The organism is Christensenella timonensis, assembly GCF_900087015.1.
Lineage (GTDB): Bacteria > Bacillota > Clostridia > Christensenellales > Christensenellaceae > Christensenella > Christensenella timonensis.
This window is the reverse complement of sequence record NZ_FLKP01000002.1, coordinates 497,176-521,587: the sequence shown is the minus strand read 5'-3', so window position 1 is coordinate 521,587 and position 24,412 is coordinate 497,176. Positions and strand designations below refer to the sequence as shown.

The following is a 24,412-nucleotide window of genomic DNA, read 5'->3' as shown; positions in this document are numbered from 1 at the left end:
ACCAGAAAAATCAGATGTTCTGCAATTCCGTTTTACATTTCCTGCTCAGCACCGCCATCACTGCAACGCCGCATGCGAATACGCCGCACAAAATACTGAGAGGCAACTGCAGCCCCATAGCCTCTGCCGCCACGCCCACCAGCGGCGGGCCGATCATGCCGCCGATATTATAAGAAAATACGGCAAGCGAACTTGCCGAAGCCTTGCGCATCGGAAAGAGTTCCGTCGCGATCATGATGACACATACGATATTTAAGGACTGGAAAGCGCCCCCTACAGTCGTGAACACCATCGCCAGGGGAATGGACTGCGTGTTGATGGCGGCAAGCATCAATACGATGCTGACCATGCTGAAATATACGAACACCTTCTGCGGCTGTATCTTTTTGAAGATCAACGGACTTATGATGCGCATCACGAGGATCCCCACATAAAACAGGGTAAGCACCATCGCCGCATCTTCTGCGTTCATTCCCCGTTCCAGGCTGAAAAACGCCGGATACCAGGCAACGATCGTCGTATTGAACGCGCAGAACAGGCTGCAGGCAAGAAGGATGGCCCACGATTTCCAGGAACGGAATATCTCCCCGGGGTTTTGTTTTGCCGATGCGGCCATGCCCTTCAAATCGCCGCCCTGTAAAAACGGCTTTGCCTTTTTCAGCGAAATCGAATAAAACACCACTACGATCACGCTCAAAGTTCCCACCAGCAGAAACGGATATACGAATGAACGCGAAATTCCCGGCGTCAGCAGCGAAGTCGCCAAAAACGGGCCGACCATCGTTCCTATGCCAAAAATAATTTGTATCATGGGCAGGAGCGTCTTTTTCCTGTCCGGGAAATGCTCCGTGACCGACGCGTTTCCCATTACATCGATCACCGTATACCCTACGCCGCACAACAGGGCGCACAGGCAGACCAGCAAATAGGGCGGCGCAAGGCCAATGCAGAGCGTAGCCACGCCCAGCAGGAGCGCCCCCACCATGATCGCCCACAGCTTCGAGAACCGTTCGCCGAACAGGGCGCAGAAAAGCGCCGCCGCGATGCCTCCAATGCTGCCTACCATGGTAAAAACACCCTGCGCACCCGTATTGATGACGTAAAAATCCATCATCGTCGTGGACAGCGTACCAAACAGTACGACATAGATCGCATAGACGACGAACGCGCCCATCAGCCAGAACAAGAGAATATTTTGTTTCGTTTTTTCCTGCGGTAATTTTTCCATCGTTTTCCTCCGACGTCATATTCCCTTCCCACAATCCATTATAGCGAAAAACAATCGAAAGTTCATCTTTAATTTTAATGTTTGGATTCTTTTGAGGGGTGTATCTTAATAGCACGGCAGCAAAACAGCAATCTTCTTCATCTAAACATAAAACTCCCCTGCAAAAACCGCGCATATAAAATGCGCGGTTTTTGCTTTTCATTCCATTGTGTTTTGCCTTATAATTTCATATAATGAGAAAAAAACATCCGGGAGGAAACAATGGCGCAATCCAAAACAAACGCCATGCGCATACTGGAGCGCGCAGGCGTCCCTTATAAGATGTATTCCTACGAAAGCAGCGGACAGGTGCTCGACGGTGTTTGCGTCGCTCAAAAGCTCGGCCTCCCGGCAGGGCAAATTTTTAAAACGCTGGTAACGCAGGGCGCAAGCCGTGAATATTTTGTGTTTGTTTTGCCGGCGAATAGGGAGCTAGAACTTAAAAAAGCCGCACGGGCCGTGGGCGAAAAAAATGTTGAAATGATCCATGTAAAGGATTTGAACCGTGTGACCGGCTATATCCGCGGCGGCTGTTCCCCCATTGGCATGAAAAAACAATTTACAACGGTGGTAGACAGCGCCTGCGAGCCTCTTGCCGCCATACTGGTGAGCGCCGGGAAGATCGGGCAGCAGGTCGAACTGGCGCCGCAAGCCCTCATTTCCCTGATTGGCGCGCAGGTAACAAGTATTGCAAAATAAAAGAGCCGCAAGATGCGGCTCTTTTTTACCACTTTTTGTTCTTCTTATATGCCTTCGCGAACATCACGAAGACGAGGAACTGCGCCGCGCAGGCCGCGATCGCAAAAATCCGTACCGCCCACTTGGCTCCCTCGCCTATATCCGGCGACTTCAGCGTAAAGAACAACAGCGAGATCGCCGTGATGAGTACCGCGCTCGTAATGATAAGCACGATACCCCACTTTTTTTCACTCATGCCCTGCTCTCCGTCAGATCACGCGGATCTTGATCACGCCCTCGATATTGCCGAGCTCCGCCTGCACCTCCGGCGTAACGTCATGATCCAGGTTCAGCACGGTATACGCGATCTCCCCACGGGATTTATTCGCCATATCCGCGATGTTCAAATTGTAATTCGCGATCTTGTTTGTAATCTGCCCCACCATGTTGGGCGTGTTCTTGTGAAGGATTGTGATCCGTACCGTATCCGACGGTGGAACGATACATTCCGGCATGTTGACCGAATTATGGATGGAGCCTGTTTCAAAGAAATCCTTCAGCTGCTGCGCCGCCATGACCGCACAATTTTCTTCGCTTTCCGGTGTGGAAGCCCCGAGGTGCGGGATCGCCAGAACGCCCGGATGCCCGATCATCTCTTCGTCCGGGAAATCCGTCACATACTTTTTGACCTTGCCGCTTTCCATGGCGTCGAACAGCGAGGTCGATTTCACAAGCCCGCCGCGCGCAAAGTTGAGCACGATCACGCCATCCTTCATCTTTGAAAATTCAGGCGTGCTCAAAAATCCTTTTGTCTTGTCCGTCTGCGGGATATGGATCGTAATAAAGTCCGCTTTTTCCAGCAGCTCGTCCAGCTTTTCCGCTTTGTGCGTATACATGGAGATCGTCCACGCTTTGTCTACCGACAAGAACGGGTCGTAGCCGATTACGTTCATACCGATCGCCGAAGCAGCGTTCGCTACCATGATGCCGATGGCGCCCAGGCCGATGACGCCCAGCGTCTTGCCCTTTAATTCGCCGCCGACAAACTGGCCTTTGCCCTTCTCGACCAGTTCCGGCACTTCCTCGCCCTGGCCCTTTAAGGTTTTTGCCCAGTCGTATGCCTCCGGAAGGTTGCGCGAAGCCGAAATCATCGCCCCGAGCACCAGTTCCTTTACCCCGTTGGCGTTTGCCCCCGGCGTATTGAATACCACGATCCCCTGCTGCGTGCAGCGGTCGATGGGGATATTGTTCGTACCTGCGCCCGCCCGTGCGATCGCCAGCGTATTTTCCGCAAATTCCATCCCATGGCAATCCGCGCTGCGCACCAAAAACGCATCGCTTTCACTGTCCTCCAGATGGGACGTCACGTTATACTGTTCCTTCGGGAGATAGTCATAGATCACGGGAGATATTTTATTCAGCTTTTTGATATTATACATCGTTTTCTCCTTAACTGTTGTGCGCCTCAAACTCTGCCATGAACGCGACCAGGCTGCGTACGCCTTCTTCAGGCATCGCGTTATAGATGCTCGCGCGCATGCCGCCCACGCTGCGGTGGCCCTTTAAGTTGACCAGCCCCGCCTTTTTCGCTTCCGCCACAAACTTTTTATCCAGCTCTTCGTCGCCCGTCACGAACGGTACGTTCATCAAAGAACGGTACTTAGGCTCTACCGTGGCCTTGAACATTGCCGAATTGTCGAGGAATTCATAAAGCATCGCCGCTTTTTCCCTGTTGATCTTTTCCATCTGCTGTACGCCGCCCAGCTTTTTCAAATGCTTGAATACCAGCCCTGCCATATAAATCGCGTATGTCGGCGGTGTGTTGAACATGGAGCCGCTTTCCGCATGCGTCTTGTAACGCAGCATCGTCGGGATATCCTCCGGGGCCGCTTCCACCAAGTCCTTGCGCACGATCACCAGCGTCACGCCCGCGGGGCCGATGTTTTTCTGCGCGCCCGCATAAATGAGGCCGTAATCCGCAACGTTGATTTCCTCGGAAAGAATACAGGAGGACATGTCGGAAACCAGCGGCAGACTTCCCACATCCGGGATCGCGTTATATTTCGTCCCATAGATCGTGTTGTTGGATGTGATGTGGACATAATCCGCATCCGGCGTAAACATTTCGGCTTTCAGCTCCGGGATATACGAAAACGTTTTATCCTCGGACGAAGCAACGATGTTGACTTCACCGAATTTCTTCGCCTCTGCGATCGCTTTTTTCGACCACATTCCCGTATTGACCGCGTGCACTTTTTTGTACTTTGTCATCAGGTTCAAGGGCACCATTGCAAACTGCATGGAGGCGCCGCCCTGCAAAAACAGCACGTCGTAGTTGTCCGGAATATTCAGGAGCTCACGAAGATCGGAGCCCGCCGTATCGATGATATCCTGATATTCCTTGGAACGGTGGCTCATTTCCATGACGTTCATACCCGTCCCGTCATAGGAAATAAATTCCTTCTGCGCCTTTTCGAGCACTTCCAATGGCAGGCACGCAGGACCGGCCGAGAAGTTGTACACTCTTTCCATCTTGAATCCTCCTAAAACCGTATAAGAATACAGGTATCATTATAATACGCGGGGCGCAGTTTTTCAATAATATTCCCTGCATCCGCCTTTTCATATTAAAAATTGGTTGAAATCGACTGAATTTAAACATGAAATAGTATATAATAAGAAGGAATCAACCATATGAAAGGAAAAAACATGCAAGACCTCTTTTCCGGAAATTTAGAAAAAAGCGCCCCCCTTGCAGACCGTATGCGTCCCCGGACGCTGGACGAGTTTTTGGGGCAGGAACATATCGTGGGCAAAAACACGCTGCTGCGCCGCGCGATCGAGGCGGATAAGCTCGGCTCGTGTATTTTCTGGGGCCCGCCCGGCTGCGGCAAAAGCACGCTGGCGGCTATCATCGCCGGGGCGACGGGCAGCGATTTTTATAAATTGAATGCCGTTACAAGCGGCGTCAAGGACGTGCGCGAGGTGATCGACCAGGCAAAGGCCAATCTCAAAATGTACGGGCGGGAAAGCTTTTTGCTTTTGGACGAGTGTCACCGCTGGTCAAAATCCCAGTCGGACAGCGTACTGCCCGCCATGGAAAGCGGCATCATCAAGCTGATCGGTTCCACGACGGAAAACCCGATGGCCGCCATGACGAGCGCCATCGTTTCGCGCTGCCGCCTGTTTGAATTTTATGCGCTTACCGTAGCGGATGTGGAAAGGGCGATCCGCCGGGCTGCGGGCGATACGGAGCGCGGCTTCGGCCATATGGAGCTTACCATCGACGATGACGCCGTCTCCCATTGGGCGTCCGTTTCAAACGGCGATATCCGCACCGCGCTCAATGCATTGGAACTCGCCGTGCTCACGACAAAGCCGGATAGAAAAGGAAAGATACACATCACACTGGAGATTGCCGAACAGTCCATTCAACAGCGTGCCGTCCGCATGGACGACAATGAATATTACGATATGCTGTCCGCTTTCTGCAAATCCCTGCGGGGCAGCGACAGCGACGCGGCGCTTTTCTGGTTTGCGCGTATGATCTATGCCGGGGTAGACCCTCGCGTACCCGTACGCCGCATGATTGCGCATGCTTCAGAGGATGTGGGCCTTGCAAACCCCAGTGTATTGAACCAATGCGTCGCGGCTATGCAGGCGCTTGATTTCAATGGTATGCCCGAAGCGCGTTTAAACATCGCGCAGGCGATTATCTACCTGTGCGAATCCCCCAAAAGCAACAGCGTCCTCCTCGCCGTGGACGCGGCTGCCCGGGCCGCGCGCGAAGTAAAGAGGCAGGATGTGCCCGCCTACCTGCAGGATACCAATTTCGAAAAAGCCAAACACGAAAAAAAAGGCAAGGATTACAAATATGTACACGACTACCCGCGGCATTACGTGGAGCAGCAGTACCTTCCCGATGAACTGAAGGGCAGGGTATTTTATCGTCCATCCATGCAGGGGTACGAAAAAAAGGTGCATGAATACCGCAGGTTTACCGGGAAAGAAAAGAAAAGCGACTAGAGGGGCGGTTGCTTTTTTTATATAAAACCCCTATGATGATAATATATACCGTTTTATCATGGTATGATTTCTGATTTTCAATGCGTTGTGTAACGTCTTATCCACTTGGCCTTATGCATATATGCATACGTTTGGAGGTTGGCTTTGGAATCCATGGAAGGCATGTCCGAAAAAGATCTGCTCAAAAGGATCGAATCGCTGCAAAAAGAATTAAAGGAATACAGGGAATTTGACCCGCTGACCGGACTGTATAACAAGGAAACCTTTTACGGGAAAGTGGAAGGACTCCTTGCACAAAACAAGGATACGGAATATGCCCTTGTATGCCTCGATATCGAACGTTTCAAGCTGGTCAACGACCTGTACGGTACCAGCGAAGGCGACGGCCTGTTGCGTTACCTGGGAGAAAAGATCAGCAGCAAGGCTGTTTCCCATGCGGGAATTGCCGCACGCGTGACAGCAGATATATTCGTCGCATGTGTCAAAATGGAAAAGGGACTGCTGCAAATGATCGAAAACAACGTGTTGCAATGGCTGAAGCAGTATCCGCTCAACATGGAAATCATTCCTGCCATCGGTATTTACTATGTTCGGGATAAAACACTGCCCGTCAGCCTGATGTGTGACCGTGCGGTGCTTGCCGCCCAGTCGGTCAAGGGGCATTACCTGCACCATACGGCGGAGTACCATTCCGGCCTCATGGATTCGATCATGCAGGAGCAGGATATTTTCAATTCTGCCGAACGTGCGCTCAAAGATAAAGAATTTCAAATTTATATCCAGCCGAAATGTGAGATCCATAATGGAAAAATCATAGGCGCAGAGGCGCTCGTACGCTGGAACCATCCAGAAAAAGGGCTGCTGACGCCGGGCGCATTTATCCCAGCCTTTGAAAAAAGCGGGTTTATCGCCAAGCTGGATGCCTATGTATGGGAAGAGGTCTGCCGGCTGCTCCGGAATTGGATAGACGGCGGACATACGCCTATCCCCATTTCCGTTAATATTTCCAGAAAAAGCCTTTACAACTCCAATGTTTTTGATTTCCTGATGGAATTGATCCAAAAATACCAGATCGATCCGCACTTCCTGGAGCTCGAGGTCACGGAAAGCGCATATGCGGAGAGCATGGAACGCATCCTTGATGTGTTAAGCAGGCTGCGCGCTGCCGGCTTCACCATCCTGATGGACGATTTCGGCAGCGGCTATTCTTCGCTTAATATGCTCAAGGATATCAATGTGGACGTCCTGAAAATAGACCTGCGTTTTTTGGAAAAAATGGACAGCCAGGGCGACCAGCGAAGCGAAAATATTATAGAGTCTGTGGTGCGTATGGCAAAATGGCTCAAAATATCCGTCATCGCCGAAGGCGTTGAGACAAGCGAACAGATGGATTGCCTGATGCGCGCAGGTTGCCGTTACGCACAAGGCTTTTATTTCTATAAGCCCATGCCCAGCGGCGACTTTGAGACACTGCTTCTCAACGACAGCAATGTAGACTTTGGAGGAATGGTACCGCCTGACCAGCGCGAGATCACCTTTGAAGACTTATTCCAGTCCGGGATGATGTCCAAAAAGCTTTTAAACAATATTATCGGCGGCGTGGCCCTCTATGAATACTACCAGGACAACCTGTCCATCATCCGTGTGAACGATGGATACTACCGGATCACCGGCTGTAATCCGGACGCGTTGCGCATCAGGGGATTGCATATCCTTGACCGTGTGCCCGAAGAGGATAAGCCCATCGTGAAAGCAGCCCTCAAAAGGGCAAAGGAGGATCCTTCGCAGGGCGTGGAAATCCAATTCCGCCGCCTGAGGCTGTGCGGCACCCTGATGTGGATGCATATGCGGCTGTTTTTCCTTTCCGAGAGCAATGGCCGGGAGATTTATTACGCCTCGATCAACGATATCACACAACAAAAGGAAGCCGAGGCCCAGCTCCGGCAATCGGAGGAGCTCTACCGTACGGCCATGCTCTCGACCAACCGCTTTCCTTTTATGTTTGACGTGGAAAAGCGAAGCGTGACCTTCGACGACAATGGCCAGACCTTTTATAGCGCGGATAAATATGCGTCCGGCGTACCGGAATGCATGGTGGGGATCGGCCTCGTCCTTCCGGAACACGAACAGCGCCTGCACGATTTCTTTTATGATGTGATCGAAGGAAAACCTTCCTCCACGCAGGAAGCGCTCATGCGCACGAAAGATGGCTCTTACTGCTGGAAGCGCGCTTCCATGACAACGATCTTCGACCAGTTCGGCTATCCGGTAAAAGCGTTTGGGGTGCTGGAAGATATCACCCGCGAACACGAATTGGAACAGCGGCTGCACCAGGGGGAAAAATTGCTTTCAGACCTGAAATCGGAAAACCAGATGACTGCGATCTCCCTTCTAAACGACATGGCGATCTGTGGATTGGTCGGGGGGTATTGCGAAGATAATTTTCCCCTTTATTTTATCAATGAAAAGATGCTTGGGCTTATGGGTTACGACTCCCACGAGGATTTTATTGAACATACGGGCGGTTTTGTGGGCAATACGATCCACCCGGACGACTTGCCGCGCGTAGCGCAGGAGCTGGGCGGCGACTACTATGCAGGGCAGGAATATACGGTAAAGTACCGTACGCTCAGAAAGGACGGCAGTTCCTTCTGGACGCTTGATAAGGGGCGTGTGGTAGAGGCCGAGGACGGCCGCCTCGCTATCATCAGTGTATGTATCGACCTTTCCACGCAGCAGCAAACAGAGGAAATGCTGCGGCTAGCGGACAGCCGTTTCCGGATCGCCATGCGGCTTACACGGGCAGATATCTGGGAATACGATATCCCTTCCAAAACCATTATCCGCTTTGACCCTGACGATACATGGGTCAAAGGGCCGGAAGAGATACAGGGCGCTCCGGAATGTTTGATCGCATGCGGCTGGATCCATCCGGATAGTGCACAAGCCATCCTCCGTGCCATTCGGAAAATCGAAGAAGGGGCCCGGCAAAGTATATGCGAGATACAATCCCTGTGTAAAGACGGCCAGTATCGCTGGTTCCGCCTGACCTGTAAAACGATCCAGCAAAAGGACGGCAAACCCGTACGCGTGCTAGGCGTTTCTGAGAACATTGACAAGGAAAAAGAAAAAGAGCTCCAGTATGATCGGTTGCTCAAAAATTCCCAACGGGATTCCCTGACCGGCCTTTATACCCGGAAGGCTTTCGAGGCCAGAGTGCAGGATATTTTGGACGGACTCGACCCTCAAAGCCCTGCCGCGGCCCTATTGCTGCTCGATGTGGACAATTTCAAACAGGTGAACGACACGCTTGGGCATATCCGCGGCGACCAGATATTGCGGGAGATCGCACAAGTGACATATGAAATATTTGGCGACGATGCGGTCGCGGGGCGTTTCGGCGGGGATGAATTTGCCCTCATTGTCACGGATGCAGCGTACGAAAGCGATGTCTGCAACAGCGTAGAGCGTTTTTTGGTACGGCTGCATGAACTGCATATGGACGAAAAAATGCCCATTACCACGTCGATAGGTATCGCTTTTACCGACGGGAGCGACCTTGTACGGCTTTACCAGATGGCCGACACGGCGCTTTACCAGGCAAAAGGCGCCGGAAAAAACACCTATGCCGTTTACAGCAGCGACAAGGTGGATCAGCACCTGTACTTTAATATCGACCCGACCATTCTCGACGAACTGGAAGGCCTGATCTATATCATCAACCAAAAGGACTACAGCCTGCTTTACTGTAACCAGGCATTGTGCGAAGAGTATGGCTGGAAAGCAAATGAATATAAAAACCAGAAATGCTATCGCGCACTGCGCGGACAGGAATCTCCATGCCCCGGATGCACGGAGCGCAAGCTAAACCACGACCAATTTGTGATCCACAATGGCTGTGATATCCGTGGCATTACTTACGAGATCAGGGAAAAGCTGCTTTCCTGGGGCGACCACGAGCTGCGGCTGGAAATTGCCCGCAAATTGGAAGAATAGGCTGCCGGGCGCTTTTTCTCCAGCGGTTCCCCCTTTACAAAGTATGCCCAATGCCATATAATAAGGAAGACTTTAGTATATCGTTTCGAGGCCGAACCGACAAACGTCTTGAAAAGTGGCCCACTGAGCGAGCGGGGGATGGTGGAAGACCCGCGGCAACGCTTTTTTTGATTATCACGCGTTCATAAAGGCCCCGCGCGTTCCGCGCGTTACAGCGGAAAAGAGTGTCCCAAAGCGCTGTGCGCGGGGGGAATTCAGGTGGTACCGCGAGCTTTCGTCCTGATGCAGGACGGAAGCTTTTTTATTTGAATATTATTTGTGAGGTTAGATTATGTATAAAAAAGTTCCTACCGATCTAAAGTTCAACGAGCGAGAGCTGGAGGTTCTTGATTTCTGGCACGAGAACAAGATCTTTGAAAAGAGCATGGAAGAAAACAAGGGCAATCCAGAATTCACCTTCTATGACGGCCCGCCGACGGCGAACGGCAAGCCGCACATCGGCCATATCTTAACGCGCTGCATCAAAGACCTGATCCCGCGTTATAAGACCATGCAGGGCTACAACGTGCTGCGCAAGGCGGGCTGGGATACGCACGGGCTCCCGGTGGAGCTTGAGGTGGAGAAAATGCTCGGCCTCGATGGAAAAGAGCAGATTGAAGAATACGGCGTGGAGCCATTCATCCAGAAATGCAAGGAATCCGTGTGGAAATACAAGGGCGAGTGGGAAAAAATGTCCGACCGTGTGGGATATTGGGCGGATATGGAAGATCCGTACATTACCTATGATAATGATTATATCGAATCCGTGTGGTGGTCGCTCAAGGAGATCCATAAAAAGGGGCTTTTATACAAAGGCCACAAGATCGTGCCCTATTGCCCGCGCTGCGGGACGGCGCTGTCCTCGCACGAGGTGGCGCAGGGCTATAAGGATGTAAAGGAAACGTCCATCTTTGTACGTTTTAAAGTCAAGGGCGAGGATGCTTACTTCCTCGCGTGGACGACGACCCCGTGGACGCTCCCCTCGAACGTGGCGCTGTGCGTGAACCCGGACGAGGAATACGTGCTCGCGCAGGACAAAAACGGCGACCAATATTATCTCGCGAAGGCGCTCGCAGAGCAGATTCTGGGCGAGGACGTGCATATCGTCAGCAAGTTTACCGGCAAAGAGCTTGAGTACAAGGAATATGAGCCGCTTTTCGATTTTGTGGAAACAGACAAAAAAGCGTGGTATATTGCCTGCGATACATACGTTACTTTAACGGACGGCAGCGGCATCGTACATATCGCGCCCGCGTTCGGTGAGGACGACGCAAACGTCGGCCGGAAATACGACCTTCCGTTCGTGCAGCTGGTAAAGCCGGACGGCACGCTCAGCGAAGAAACCAAATGGCCGGGTGTGTTCGTGAAAAAAGCGGACAAGCTGATCATTGAGGATTTACGGGACAGGGGCCTGCTGTTTGCGGAGATGCCGTACGAGCATAGCTATCCGTTCTGCTGGCGCTGCGATACGCCCCTGATCTACTACGCACGCAGCACATGGTTTATCAAGATGACCGAGCTGCGGGACAGCCTGTTGAAAAACAACGCCAGCGTCAACTGGCTGCCTGAAAACATTCGTGACGGACGTATGGGCAATTTCCTTGAAAACGTCATCGACTGGGGAATTTCCCGCGAGCGTTATTGGGGAACGCCGCTGCCTGTCTGGGTGTGCGACTGTGGCGAAATCCATGTGGTCGGCTCGAGGCAGGAGCTTAGGGACATGGCGGAGCAGGAAGTATCTGAGGATATCGAGCTGCACAAGCCGTTCCTCGACCCGATCACGCTTAAGTGCCCGGTATGCGGCGGCAGTATGCACCGCGTGAGCGAGGTCATCGACTGCTGGTACGACAGCGGCTCCATGCCCTTTGCACAGTGGCATTACCCCTTTGAGAACAAAGCGGAATTTGAAAGCCATTTCCCGGCGAATTTCATCAGCGAAGCGGTCGACCAGACGCGCGGGTGGTTTTATACCCTGCTCGCGATCGGTACGCTGATTTTCGACAAGGCTCCGTTTGAAAACTGTATTGTGCTTGGACACGTGCAGGACAAGGACGGGCAGAAGATGAGCAAACACAAAGGCAATGTCGTCGACCCGTGGAGCGTGCTGGACAGGCAGGGCGCGGACGCGGTACGGTGGTATTTCTATTCGGCGAGCGCGCCGTGGCTGCCCTCGCGCTTTTACGACGAAGCCGTGAGCGAGATGCAGCGTAAATTCATGGGTACGCTGTGGAACACCTATGCGTTCTATATTTTGTATGCGGATATCGACAGCTTTGATCCGACGAAATATGAACTGAAGCCCACAAACATCATGGATCAGTGGGTGCTGTCGCGCCTGAATTCGCTTGTCCAGACAGTGACGGACGACCTCGACAATTACCGCATCGTGGAGCCGTCGCGCGATTTAAGCAAATTCGTGGACGAGCTTTCCAACTGGTATGTGCGACGCTGCCGCGACCGTTTCTGGGGCAGCGGCATGGAGCAGGACAAAATCGACGCTTTCATGACGCTTTACACAGTGCTGGAGACGCTCACCAGGCTTTTAGCGCCGTTCACGCCGTTCATGACGGAGAGCATCTACCAGAACCTCGTGCGCACGAGCGATAAAAACGCGCCCCTCTCCGTGCACCTGGCAAGCTGGCCGAAGGCTGATGCAGGTCTTATGGACGCGCAGCTTGAGCGCGATATGGACGCCGTTCAAAGCGTCGTCAACCTGGGACGAGCGTGCCGCAACACGGCCAACATCAAAAACCGCCAGCCGATCGGCAAGATCTATGTCAGCGGCATCGACCACCTGGACGAAACATTTTTGGAGGTCATCCGCGGGGAGCTCAATGTAAAGGAAGTGGAACTGGGTGCGGCCGCGGCGGAATATATCACCTATCACCTAAAACCGCAGATGCGTACCTTAGGGCCGAAATACGGCAAGCTGCTCGGCGGGATCCGCAGCCATCTTGCGCAGGCGGACGGCGCGGCTGTGGTAAGCACGGTGAAGAGCGGGGCCGCATATGAATTCAAGGTGGACGGTATGCCTGTCGCCCTCATGGAGGAGGATATCCTCATCGAGCCTGCACAACGCGAAGGGTTCGTTGCCGAAACGAGCGGGGACTTTGCCGTGATCATCGATACGGCGCTGACGCCCGAGCTCATCGAGGAAGGCAATGTGCGCGAGCTCATCTCCAAAATCCAGACCATGCGCAAGGAAGCCGGCTTCGAGGTGACGGACAAGATCGAGCTTTACGCGATGGATAACGACGCGATCACGGATATTATGCAGGACAACGAAGACCAGATCTTAAAGGAAGTGCTGGCGCTGGGCGTGCACTATGGCAGGGTCGACGGCTATGAAAAGGAATGGAACATCAACGGGAAAAAAGTGACGTTGGGCGTGAAAAAGGCGTAACGGCAAACCGGTGGAAACAAAACCTTTAAAGGGACGCCCAGGCGTCTCTTTTTCGTTGCAAGAAAATCAATAATGTACTATACTGTAAATTGTACAGGTTTTTAAAAATGTCAGGAGGATACGATTCTATGAGTAAAATTGATAAGCTCGCCGTCAATACGATCCGCGTTCTTTCCGCGGAGGCGATTCAAAAAGCAAACAGCGGCCATCCCGGCCTGCCGATCGGCAGTGCGCCGCTTGCGTACACACTGTGGGCCAAACACTTAAAGCACAATCCCAGGGATTCCAAATGGGATAACCGCGACCGCTTCATCCTAAGCGCGGGCCATGCTTCCATGCTGCTTTATTCCCTGCTCCATATGTTCGGTTATAAAGTCGGTATGGAGGATATCAGGAACTTCCGCCAGTGGGGTTCGATCACGCCCGGCCATCCGGAGCATGGTTTAACGGACGGCGTGGAGGCAACATCCGGCCCGCTCGGCCAAGGCATCGCCATGGCTGTCGGTTTCGCAATGGCTGAAGCGCACCTCGCCGCAGAATTCAACAAACCGGATTTCAATGTGGTAGACCATTATACCTACGCGCTTTCAGGCGACGGCTGCCTGCAGGAAGGCGTATCCGGCGAAGCCAGCTCGCTTGCGGGAACGCTCAAGCTCGGTAAACTGATCGTTCTTTACGATAAAAACGACATCACCATCGAAGGCAGTATCGACACCGCCTTTGACGAGGATGTGAAAAAGCGTTACAAAGCCTACGGCTGGCAGGTTCTTGAGGTGGAAGACGGAAACGAAGACATGAAGGGTATTTCCGCCGCTATCGAGGAAGCCAAAGCAGAAAAAGAAAAACCGTCGCTGATCATCGTAAAAACGGCGATCGCTTACGGCAGTCCCAAACAGGGCAGCGAATCGAGCCACGGTTCCCCGCTCGGCCAGGAAAACATCGATGCCATGAAGAAAAACCTGGGCTGGGAGCACAAAGACCCGTTCTTCGTGCCGGAAGAAGTGAAAAAGCATATCGACGAGCTCTGTGAAGTATTCGAGGCAGAAGAAAACCAGTGGAAAGAGCTGTTCGATAAATACAGCAAGGCTTATCCGGAGTTGGCGGAAAAATACAAGGCTTACATGAGCCCTGTTTCCGAGTCGGTTTTTGACGAGGATTACTGGACGGTAGAAGATAAAGCAGTTGCTACACGGCAGTCCTCCGGGGATATCATAAACAAGCTTGCAAAGCGCATCCCCAACCTGATGGGCGGCAGCGCAGACCTCGCGCCTGCGAACAACTCCCTGATGAAGGAACGCAGCTTTTTCTCCGCGCAGGACCGTCTCGGCACGAATATTCACTTCGGTATCCGCGAATTCGCTATGGCCGCTGTTTGCAACGGTATGGCGCTGCACGGCGGTATCGTGCCTTACTGCGCTACCTTCCTTGTATTCAGCGATTATATGAAGGGCGCGATCCGTATGTCCGCCCTGATGGAGCTCCCCGTCACCTATGTCCTGACGCACGATTCCATCGGCGTAGGCGAAGACGGTGCGACACACGAGCCGATCGAACAGCTTGCTACGCTGCGCGCAACGCCCGGCGTACACATGTGGCGTCCGGCGGACGGCCACGAAACGGCTGCGGCATACAAATCCGCCCTGACGGCAAAGGCGCCGAGCGCGATCGCGCTTTCGCGCCAGCCCCTGCCCCAGTTCAAGGAAACAGGAAAGGATGCCCTCAAGGGCGGCTATGTCTTAAAGGACGGCGGCAGCTCGCCTGACGTGATCCTCATCGGCACGGGCAGCGAAGTTGAGCTGTGCATGGCGGCGGCGGAAGACCTCTTCCGGGAAAACATCTCCGCGCGCGTCGTATCCATGCCGTGTATGGAACTGTTTGAGGAACAGGATGCCGCTTATAAGGAAAGCGTCCTGCCAAACAGCGTACGCGCAAGGGTCGCCGTAGAAGCGGCCACCTCCTACGGCTGGGCAAAATATGTCGGCCTCGACGGCGGCTATGTGACGATCGACCACTTCGGCGCATCCGCACCTGCAAAGGTACTGTTTGAAAAATTCGGCTTTACCAAGGAAGCGGTCGTAGCAAAGGCAAAAGAAGTGCTCGGCAAATAAAACGAATCAAAAAAAACCGCGGGGAATGATACCCGCGGTTTTTTTGATTGCACAAATCTCATTTCTCCATCCTGGCTTTGATCTCGCGTACCAGCATGGGCACCGTATAGCTTGCGTTCAGCAGGAAAGCCTTTTCCGGCTGGAACTTCGCTATTTCTTTCGTATAAAAACGTTCCCTGAACAGCTTCTTCAAGTCTTCCTCCGATTTCCCCGCTGCATATTCCCGCCAGATCCAGCGCATGGCTTCAGCGTTCCAGAAAATCGCGTTGCCGATAAATTCACGGCATTTTTCCCCCTTCCATACCCCAAAATGCGGAACGAGTATCGCCTCCGGCTCGCAGGCCGCCATTTTCATCACAGAAGCCATCGCCACCGTGTAATCCGTCATATAACACGGCATCACAAGGCCGTCCCCCACCGGCACGCCCAGCGTTTCGCAGGCGATGAGCAGCTTTTCCTTTTCACTGAAAAACGCGATACAGCAGCGCGTATGCCCCGGCGCATCAATCACGCGCAGCGCAAGCGGCCCCAGGTCGATCCTATCGCCTTCACGGACGACTTTGTCCACAGCAAGCCCGTCTGTAAGGTCTTCATATACGGCCGCGCCTGCCAGCTTCGCCGCATTTTGGTTCATCTCCAAAATCAGCCTGCGTGCGGAGTCTTTTTTGAATACCTCCGCGGCATATGCGCTCCCCAAAACCTGCGCCTGCGGCCACTCCCGCTTACAATAAACGCTCCCCGAAGCATGGTCGTAATGGGAATGGGTGAGCAGCACATAATCAAGGCTCCTTCTTCCCAATGCCTTTTTGATATTGTCTATCATGCGGCCCGCACTATGTGCAAAGCCCGTATCGATGAGCGCCGCCTTCTCCTCTGTCACCAACAAAAACGCTTCGCCGCCCGGCTGCGCGCCAACATTCATAATCCGGTACATATCTTCCCGTCCTTTCCTCGCCGTTCCCTCTATTCTAACCGTTTTCATGCGTTTTGTCAGCAAACAAATGCTTTCCGGCCGCCCTCCCCGCTTGTGCTTTACCCTAAAATGCTGTATATTTATAATTGATTCAAAACTTGTAAAGAGGGTAATAATATGGCAGAAGAAAAAGTAAAATTGCATGGCAGTTTCTCCAATTTTCCGGTCAACCCGGACGACGAGGAACTCATCAATTTCGACGTAGTGGTAAAGATCGGTTCGATGGCGCTCATCCGCAAGGAAGACAACGACATCGACTATAATATTTTCTCGCGGCTGGCTTCCGGCCTCAAGCCGGGGTATATCCTTGTTTCTTCGGGCGCGACCGAGATCGGCCGTATCGACTATATGAAGCGCAACGGCGGCCGCGAGCTAAAGGGCAACCTCGCGGCGATCAAGACAGCGTATTCTGCACAGGGACAGCCGATCCTGATGGAAATGTACCGCCAGTTTATCAATCCGAAATATTCCGTGCGGCAGGTGCTCGTGGAGCATAGCCACTTTAACGACGAACGCAAGGTGAACCACATCCGCAACCTGTTGTTTTCGGCGGCCAACCAGAACGCGATCCCGATCGTTAACTACAACGATGCGGTATCGGATACGGAAAACATGCATTTGGAGCTTTTGGACTTGAAAAGCAAAACGGCAAATGTGGTGGAATGTGTCGACAACGACGAGACGGCAGCCGTCATCGCCCAGCTCGTCAATGCCAAAATTTTGATTTTACTGACGAGCGTGGACGGGATCTATGCAGATGCTGGCGACCCGTCCACCCTGATCGAAGAGGTGACTGCTTCCACCTATGAGGAAATAGAGAGCAAGATCAATGAAATGATGGAATACTGCAACGGCGCTTCCCGCCAGGGGGCAAACGGCGCCAAAGCTAAGCTGCAATATGCAAAGGAACCATTAAAACGCGGTACGACCGTTATCATCGCACACGCGCGGCATAAATTGTCCGATATCATCAAGGGCAACGTCCGCCGGACGCTCTTGAGCGTAAAATAATTTTGGAGGATCATAGGATGGATTACGAAGCTTTATACCAGGCTATTTCCCACAGGAGATCCGTACGGAAATACGACGATACGCCCCTCACGCAAGATGCGCTCGATGCGCTGAAAAAGTTTATCTCGGAATTAAAACCGCTCATCCCGGATATCAGGACCGAGATCAAGCTGCTGCCGCAAAGCATCGTCAAAACAAACGCGCCGCAAAGCCTGTGCATCTATTCGGAAAAGAAGGACGGTTACCGTATGAATGCCGGGTTTTTGATGGAGCAGGTAGACTTGTACCTTTCCGCCAACAATATCGGCGCCTGTTGGCGGGGCGGCAGCAGGCCATCCAAGGGCAGCGTAGAAGCTCCCGCAGGCATGGTATTCGTCATCACGTTGTCCTTCGGTACGCCTGCGCAGGAAATGCACCGTAAAAATGTTTCGGAGTTCAAGCGGAATTCCTTGAATGATATTTCTCCCGTTTCTGATCTCTACCATATATTGGAGCCGGTACGCCTTGCCCCGTCTGCGCTCAACAAGCAGCCATGGTATTTTGGCGGCAGCGCCGACCGTATCGTCGTGAGCCGGAAAAAGCATCCGCTGATCGATAAGATGAACCAGGTCGACATTGGGATCGCCCTTTGCTGCCTGTGGCTTTCCTTAAAACACCAGGGCAAGGAAGCGGCATTTGACTTCACTCCATCCCCCGTACCCGGAAAACATATTTTTATGGCCAATGTAAACGTGGCCTGACTTGTCCCAAATACAAACGGCGGGAAATCCCGCCGTTTTTTGTTACATGGTTATCCGCACGCAATACATATATCGTCAGTCTTTTTTCTTTCTCGAGATGTTCGAGAGCGCAACCGCCAGAATGATGATGATACCCCTGATGATCGTTTGCTGGCTAACGCTCAGCCCTGCAAGAATCAATCCGTTGTTGATCATGCCCATCAGCATAGAGCCTACGAACGCGCCGATAACGGAGCCTGTTCCGCCTGCCATGCTCGTACCGCCCAAAATAACCGCCGCGATAACGGACATTTCATCCCCGTCGCCGAACGTATAACGCCCCGCCTGCATCCTGCCGGAATACAGGATCCCCGCAAAGGCCGCAAACGCCCCGCTCATCACGAATGTCAGCAGCTTTGTCTGGTTGACCTTTATTCCCGTAAACCGCGCCGCCACTTCATTGCCGCCTGTAGCAAGCACCCTCTTACCAAACGATGTTTTATTGAGCAGCAATGCACCAAAAACAACGAATACGATCGTCCACAAAAGCAGCACCGGGAATCCGCCGATGTCGCCCATGCCAAACGCAAAGCAGAATCCTTCGTTTGTAATCGGCACAGCCGCCGTATCTGTCAGCCACATCGCACTGCCGCGTACAATATTCATCATGCCCAGCGTTACCAAAAACGCCGGAATTTTGAATTTGGTCACCAACCAGCCGCTGGCCGCTCCAATCCCGATACCCAGCGCGATCGGTACCAGGAGCGCCAAAAATACGTTGTTTGTGTTTTGCAGCATCAGCGCGCATGTTAGGGACGAGATCGCCGTGATCGCACCTACCGAAAGGTCGATCTGCGCCGCCGCGATGACAAACGTCATTGCGACCGCCATAATAGAAATCATTGCTGTCTGGCGTGTGATGTTTAAAATATTATTGACGGACACAAAGCCCTTATCGTTCAGCCAGATCGAAAAAAAGATAAACATGGCAGCAAACGCAAAATATACGATGTATTTGCTCCAGTCAATTTTATGCTTGCTCAGCGTGTTATCCTTGGATTGCATGTTGGATTACCTCCTCATCCTTTATATCTCCCCTGTTCAGCTCGCCTACGACTTTGCCGTCAAACAGCACGATGATCCTGTCGCACATCGCCATCAGTTCGGCAATTTCGGAGGATACCACGATGACGCTGTTTCCTTTGTCCGCATAATCGACGACAATCTTGATGATCTCCCCTTTTGCGCCGATATCGATGCCCGCCGTCGGTTCGTCCAGCAGCAACACCTTAGGGTTTATATTGAGCCATTTCGCAATGACGATCTTTTGTTGATTGCCGCCCGATAACAGGCTCGCAATCTTGTTAATACCGTCCGTTTTGATATCTAAGTCTTGAATGTTTCGCTCCGTATAAGCATTGATTTTGGAATTGTCAATGAACGGCCCCTTTTTGGTTTGCTTAAAGATGGGGAGCTGGATGTTGTCCTTAATGCTGTGTTCCAAAATCAATCCCTGCCTGCGACGATCTTCGGGCACAAGCGCAAATCCCGCATCGATCGCGTCCTGCACGCATTTGATTTTCGCTTTCTTTCCGTCCACCGTAATGCTGCCGTTTTGTATTTTACGAATTCCAAAGAGCGCTTCCAGGATTTCCGTACGCCCGCTCCCCATCAGTCCCGCAAGCCCGATGACTTCACCCGCCTTTACGTCAAAAGAAACATGATCGACCAGATGGTCTACACACAGTTCTTCCACCTTGAGCATACATTTTTGTTCGCCTGTCAGCGCGCGTTCATGGTATTCAAATGCGCGTCCGCGCTTTTCGCCCAGCATATATCCAATGATGGCCTCCACCGTCAAATCCTTGGCGTCTTGTGTCGTCACATATTTCCCGTCGCGCAGCACCGTCACTTCGTCCGCGATCTCTAAGATTTCGTTCATTCTGTGAGAGATATAGATAATGGATACGCCTCTTTCTTTTAAGATATGTACAATATTAAAGAGTAGCTTTACCTCGCTATCTGAAAGCGAGGCGGTAGGCTCGTCCATAACCAGGATTTTTGCCTCCTTGGAAAGCGCCTTTGCGATCTCCACCAACTGGCAAAATCCCACGCTCAAATCCGCTACCTTTGCCCTTGGGGAAATATCGATGCCAAACTGGTCTAAGAGTGCCTTTGCGTCTTTTCGCATGCGTTTGTCGTCCAGCAGCATGCCTTTCTTTTCTTCTTCGTTCAGATAAATGTTTTCCGTGACCGTAAGCGTGGGGATAATGCTCAGTTCCTGAAAAATCATGCGGATGCCAACCTTGTTCGCATCTGCATAACTCAGAAAATGAACGTCTTTTTCGTCCACGGTTACCGTTCCGGCGTCCTTGGTATAAATGCCGGTCAGGATTTTCATCAGCGTGGATTTCCCTGCTCCGTTACCGCCCACCAGCGCGTGTACATGCCCTCTTTTGAGGTCAAACTGCACATCATCCAAAACCTTTACGCCATTGAACGATTTATCCACATGTTTCATTTGTAATATATATTCGTTCATTTTTCACCCCGCCAAAGCAAACCCGTCCTTTCCGCATAAGGCAGAAAGGACGGTAGCTTTTATTATTCTTCGATCGCGCCCACCTTTTCCCATTGCTGAGATTGCGCGGAACGAAGTACCGCGTCGGAAATCAATTCAATCTTGTAGCCATCCTGAAAACTCGGGTCTGCCTGCTTGTTCTCCGCGATCGCCTTGATGAAATCATACATCTCAACGATCTTAGTCTCCGTATAGCCGATGCCCAGGGCGGGAATGGGCCACAAGCCTTCCCCGTACGGGTGCGCCGGCCCCGTATATACGGTACGGAACCCGCGACGGTCGCCTTCGTCGCTCGCGAAGCAAACCTGCAGTTCGTCTCTTCTTTCATAATTAAAGGCTACCGAACCTTTTGTACCGTGGATTTCAAACGTAATAAAATTGTTCCGTCCCCATGCGTTGCGCGTTGCTTCAATCGTTCCGAATACGCCTTTTGCCGCTTTGACCATAAAGAAGCACTGATCATCCACGTCTACCTTATCTTTCGGGACATCATCGCCGCCCTTTACATTGCCCAGGCTGTCAACAGATCCTGTTTGTACGGGGCGCTCGTCAATATACGTCGCCGTGCGCGCGTTGACCTCTTCAAATTCGCCCACCAAAAAGCGCATCATGTCTACGACATGCGTTGCGATGTCCCCCAGCGCGCCGCTGCCGCATATGTTTTTCTGGAATCTCCAGGAAAGCGGCGAATTGGGGTCTGCCGACCAATCCTGCAAATAAGTTGCGCGGAAATCGAGGATATCGCCCAACGCGCCTTCCGCAATATACTTTTTTGCAAGCTGTACCGCCGGCGTCCTTCTGTAGTTGAAAGCAAGCATATTGATCACGCCTGCTTTTTTTACCGCGTGGTACATTGCCTTTGCTTCTTCCACCGTTCTGGAAATAGGCTTTTCGCACAGGATGTGCTTACCCGCTTCTGCCGCCGCGATCGCGATTTCAGCATGTACGTCATTGGGCGTACAAATATCGACGATATCGATTTGTGGATCGTTAATAATGTCTTGCCAGTTTGCTGTTCCTTTTTCAAATCCAAACGATGCCGCCGCCGCGTCCGCGCGTTCCTGCGTTAAGTCTGCGATTGTCTTTCTTTCCGTCATGCCGGGTGCGGGCCAGAAAAACATAGGCATTCCCGCATAAGCGATGGAGTGCGCCTTTGCCATAAACCCTGCGCCGATCAAACCAACTTTGTATGTTTTCATGTTATCGTATCTCCTTTATGTGTACTAAAAACCGAGGATGGGAATATCGCCGGAAACCTGTTTTCGGCGGGGAAAGGAGAGCTTCTCCCCTTCCCGCCGATCAGATGGTTTACCTTATTTTTTATATGCGTCCTGGATCTCTTGCGGCGCATCCGTGTGATATACCGTCTTATATGCTTCCAGCACGTTGTCATGCGTAACCCCCAGCGCCGGAACCGCGATGTATGGCGGAGCTTCTTTATCAAGAAGCGCATACCCAACCAGGATCGCTTCCGCAACGCCCTGGTCATAAGGCAGCTGTGCCCCCAAACCGGCTACAACATCATTTGCCGCAATCATTTTCGCAATGTTGTTTCCAAGGTCAATCGTTGTGACCACCAAATCGTTTCTGCCTGCCGCTTTTGCCGCAGATACAACACCCTCAGCCGGAATATCCCAGCATGCGTAGATACCGTCTAAGTCGGGATGCTTTGTAAGCAGCGCGTCCGCAATTTCCGCGCCCTTGTTTTCGTCGTCAAATCCGGCTTTTTCCACGATTTCAATATCCGGGTATTTTTCTTTGATCGTCTTTTCAAACGCTTCGTCTCTCTGGTTTGTCACAAAGAAATTCGCGTCATGGTAAACCATTGCGATCTTACCTTTGCCGCCCAGCGCTTCCCCCATGATCTCCGCGGATTTTACGCCGTTTCCATAGTTGTCCGCCGAAACAACGGAAGTGTAATCCACACCCGCTTCAAGGCCGTCCGGGCAGTTATCCATGAATACCAGTTCCACACCTGCATCCGCGGCTTTTTTAAAGGCGGATGCAGAAGATACGACGTCAACCGGGATTGCTACGATTGCATCCGGATTTAAGGACAACGCATTTTCAATGTCGGAAATTTGCTGTTCCGGCTTGAAATTCGCGTCTGTTATGGAGAGTACCTCGATTCCCATTTTTTCAAACTGATCACGGAGCCCGGCCTGCTGTGCTGTAGACCAGTCGTTGCCTGCATAATGGAAAGAAATCGCTACTTTATAGTTGCCTTCTTTGATTTTTGCAAGCTCTTCGTCTGTCAAACTAAGATCGGTTGCCGAAGCTGCCGTCTCGCCATGCGGCCCTTTACTCATAACCTCGCCGTCCGACGAGGCGGCGTTCTCCGACGGCGCCGCACTCTCGGATGCGGCAGGCGCTGTACTTTCAGGTGCTGCGGGGGCTTCACTCTGTGAAGCTGCAGGCGCCTGCTGTGCGCAGCCGGAAAACGCTGCTACACAAAGTACCAGACATAGAACCATTGCCATTACTTTTTTCATTTCTTTTTCCTCCTGGGTATATACTTGTTTTTTATCAAAAACATTTCCAATAGACCGTTCTTCCCTACAGAAGATTTTTCAAATACTCTGCCGTGATCTTTGCGCCCTCGTTCGCATCGCCGCTCCACCCGTCACATTCCACTACCCAAAGTATTTCTCCGCCGCGTTCTTTCAGCGTCTTGATGATAGGCGCAAAATCAATCGTCCCTACGCCGAGCGGACAAAACATACCGTCCTCTGTTACGTCTTTTAAATGGAAATAAAGGATTCTGTCCGCATATTTTTTGGTTACGGTCAGTGGGTCTCCGCCGCCCAGCTTCACATGTCCGCAATCCGGGCACAACTTAATGCGCGTTTTTTCCATCACCTTATCGAGTTGCTCGGGCGATTCGACCAACGACCCCATATGCGGATGAAAACTTGCCGTCATCTTCAAGCTTTCCGCGACCTCACATGCCGTGTCAAGCCCTGCCGCGAGCTTTGCGTAATCGCTTTCTTTGATGCCGTCATATCTTGTCGCTCCGCCGCCCAGCGCAATTTGCGTCGCGCCAAACCGGCTTGCGAATTCCGCCGCTTTTCTGAGGCGGTACATCTCTTCGGGCAGTATCTCCTCATAAATAAAGCAGCATGCGGAATAAATTGCACGAAGCTCCACATTGTACTTTTTGAGAAGCGCCCTTAATTCTTCTTCCCTGCCTTCGTAAGCAAGCAGGTTTCCGTCAAACATTTCGATGGAATCATAACCCGCCGCCGCGATCCCTGCGATCGCTTCTTCATCGCTGCCCGGACACATATAATATGCCCCGTTCACATTGTTTGGCGCGGCGCAGTGCGCCATGACCGGCGACCATGCGTTTGTCGAGTACGTAACCTTCATTTTTGACCCTCCTAAGTGTTTTTTGATAAATGTGTGTACACAAATTCTTGATAAAAAGTTGTTAGGTAAATTTTTGTGGATAAACCAAAATACAGGATATTACTTCATCGATTATCAGGGCAATTGAAACAAAACACGCTGCAATCCCTTAATTTACGCAAACCTTAACACCGATTCCAAAGAGGGTCAAGCAAAACGAAGTTTAATATTTTTTTTTCTTTTTTTGCTAATTTTTCGTATGA

General features: G+C 51.9%; 17 protein-coding genes. 7 read left to right on the top strand and 10 right to left on the bottom strand.

What is annotated here, in order from left to right; translation table 11 throughout:
• Positions 1-10 precede the first annotated feature (10 nt).
• Positions 11-1,228, bottom strand: a complete 1,218-nt coding sequence (locus BN6471_RS03940) for an MFS transporter (RefSeq protein WP_066645740.1) — start codon at positions 1,226-1,228, stop codon at positions 11-13.
• A 261-nt stretch (positions 1,229-1,489) separates the two neighbouring features.
• Between BN6471_RS03940 and ybaK the strand changes: the two genes are divergently transcribed.
• On the top strand, positions 1,490-1,966 hold the full coding sequence (gene ybaK / locus BN6471_RS03935) for a Cys-tRNA(Pro) deacylase (RefSeq protein WP_066645739.1): 477 nt from the start codon (positions 1,490-1,492) through the stop codon (positions 1,964-1,966).
• A 25-nt stretch (positions 1,967-1,991) separates the two neighbouring features.
• Here the strand turns inward: ybaK and BN6471_RS03930 are convergent, their stop codons facing one another.
• From BN6471_RS03930 to serC, 3 genes are read right to left on the bottom strand one after another with little or no spacing between them, the layout of a single operon-like run.
• Positions 1,992-2,201 (bottom strand): hypothetical protein, encoded by a 210-nt coding sequence (locus tag BN6471_RS03930; protein WP_066645738.1) that lies wholly within the window; start codon positions 2,199-2,201, stop codon positions 1,992-1,994.
• A 13-nt stretch (positions 2,202-2,214) separates the two neighbouring features.
• Positions 2,215-3,384: a phosphoglycerate dehydrogenase gene (locus tag BN6471_RS03925; RefSeq protein WP_066645737.1), complete on the bottom strand. Its 1,170-nt coding sequence runs from the start codon at positions 3,382-3,384 to the stop codon at positions 2,215-2,217.
• Between the two features lie 10 nt (positions 3,385-3,394).
• Positions 3,395-4,477 (bottom strand): 3-phosphoserine/phosphohydroxythreonine transaminase, encoded by a 1,083-nt coding sequence (gene serC, locus BN6471_RS03920; protein WP_066645731.1) that lies wholly within the window; start codon positions 4,475-4,477, stop codon positions 3,395-3,397.
• A 162-nt stretch (positions 4,478-4,639) separates the two neighbouring features.
• Here serC and BN6471_RS03915 point away from each other — a divergent pair, with 162 nt between their 5' ends.
• From BN6471_RS03915 to tkt, 4 genes are all read left to right on the top strand, one after another.
• Entirely contained in the window at positions 4,640-5,971 is a 1,332-nt protein-coding gene (locus BN6471_RS03915; RefSeq protein WP_242861836.1) for a replication-associated recombination protein A, read from the top strand.
• Between the two features lie 153 nt (positions 5,972-6,124).
• Entirely contained in the window at positions 6,125-9,967 is a 3,843-nt protein-coding gene (locus BN6471_RS03910) for an EAL domain-containing protein (RefSeq protein ID WP_242861868.1), read from the top strand.
• A gap of 331 nt (positions 9,968-10,298) precedes the next feature.
• Positions 10,299-13,409 (top strand): isoleucine--tRNA ligase, encoded by a 3,111-nt coding sequence (gene ileS, locus BN6471_RS03905; protein WP_066645728.1) that lies wholly within the window; start codon positions 10,299-10,301, stop codon positions 13,407-13,409.
• Between the two features lie 128 nt (positions 13,410-13,537).
• A complete protein-coding gene (gene tkt / locus BN6471_RS03900) occupies positions 13,538-15,517 on the top strand; it encodes a transketolase (protein ID WP_066645726.1) in 1,980 nt (659 codons plus the stop codon).
• Between the two features lie 58 nt (positions 15,518-15,575).
• Here the strand turns inward: tkt and BN6471_RS03895 are convergent, their stop codons facing one another.
• Positions 15,576-16,499, bottom strand: a complete 924-nt coding sequence (locus tag BN6471_RS03895; protein WP_162270176.1) for an MBL fold metallo-hydrolase — start codon at positions 16,497-16,499, stop codon at positions 15,576-15,578.
• Between the two features lie 108 nt (positions 16,500-16,607).
• On the opposite strand from BN6471_RS03895, the gene BN6471_RS03890 reads away from it, so the two are divergent.
• Positions 16,608-17,501, top strand: coding sequence for an amino acid kinase family protein (locus tag BN6471_RS03890; protein ID WP_242861835.1), 894 nt, complete (start codon positions 16,608-16,610; stop codon positions 17,499-17,501).
• 17 nt (positions 17,502-17,518) lie between these two features.
• Complete coding sequence (locus BN6471_RS03885) at positions 17,519-18,241, top strand: nitroreductase family protein (RefSeq protein ID WP_066645722.1); 723 nt, start codon at positions 17,519-17,521, stop codon at positions 18,239-18,241.
• Between the two features lie 75 nt (positions 18,242-18,316).
• On the opposite strand, the gene BN6471_RS03880 is transcribed toward BN6471_RS03885, so the two are convergent.
• The 5 genes from BN6471_RS03880 to BN6471_RS03860 all read right to left on the bottom strand — a co-directional run bounded on the left by BN6471_RS03880 (position 18,317) and on the right by BN6471_RS03860 (position 24,170).
• Positions 18,317-19,285 carry an ABC transporter permease gene (locus BN6471_RS03880; RefSeq protein ID WP_066645720.1) on the bottom strand — a complete coding sequence of 323 codons (969 nt, stop codon included), beginning with the start codon at positions 19,283-19,285 and terminating at the stop codon, positions 18,317-18,319.
• Entirely contained in the window at positions 19,269-20,762 is a 1,494-nt protein-coding gene (locus tag BN6471_RS03875; RefSeq protein WP_066645717.1) for a sugar ABC transporter ATP-binding protein, read from the bottom strand. The genes BN6471_RS03880 and BN6471_RS03875 overlap by 17 nt, the downstream gene beginning before the upstream one ends.
• Before the next feature lie 62 nt (positions 20,763-20,824).
• On the bottom strand, positions 20,825-22,000 hold the full coding sequence (locus tag BN6471_RS03870; protein WP_066645716.1) for a levoglucosan dehydrogenase: 1,176 nt from the start codon (positions 21,998-22,000) through the stop codon (positions 20,825-20,827).
• A 114-nt stretch (positions 22,001-22,114) separates the two neighbouring features.
• A complete protein-coding gene (locus BN6471_RS03865) occupies positions 22,115-23,293 on the bottom strand; it encodes a substrate-binding domain-containing protein (RefSeq protein ID WP_066645714.1) in 1,179 nt (392 codons plus the stop codon).
• A gap of 64 nt (positions 23,294-23,357) precedes the next feature.
• Entirely contained in the window at positions 23,358-24,170 is an 813-nt protein-coding gene (locus BN6471_RS03860) for a sugar phosphate isomerase/epimerase family protein (RefSeq protein WP_066645713.1), read from the bottom strand.
• Positions 24,171-24,412 lie beyond the last annotated feature (242 nt).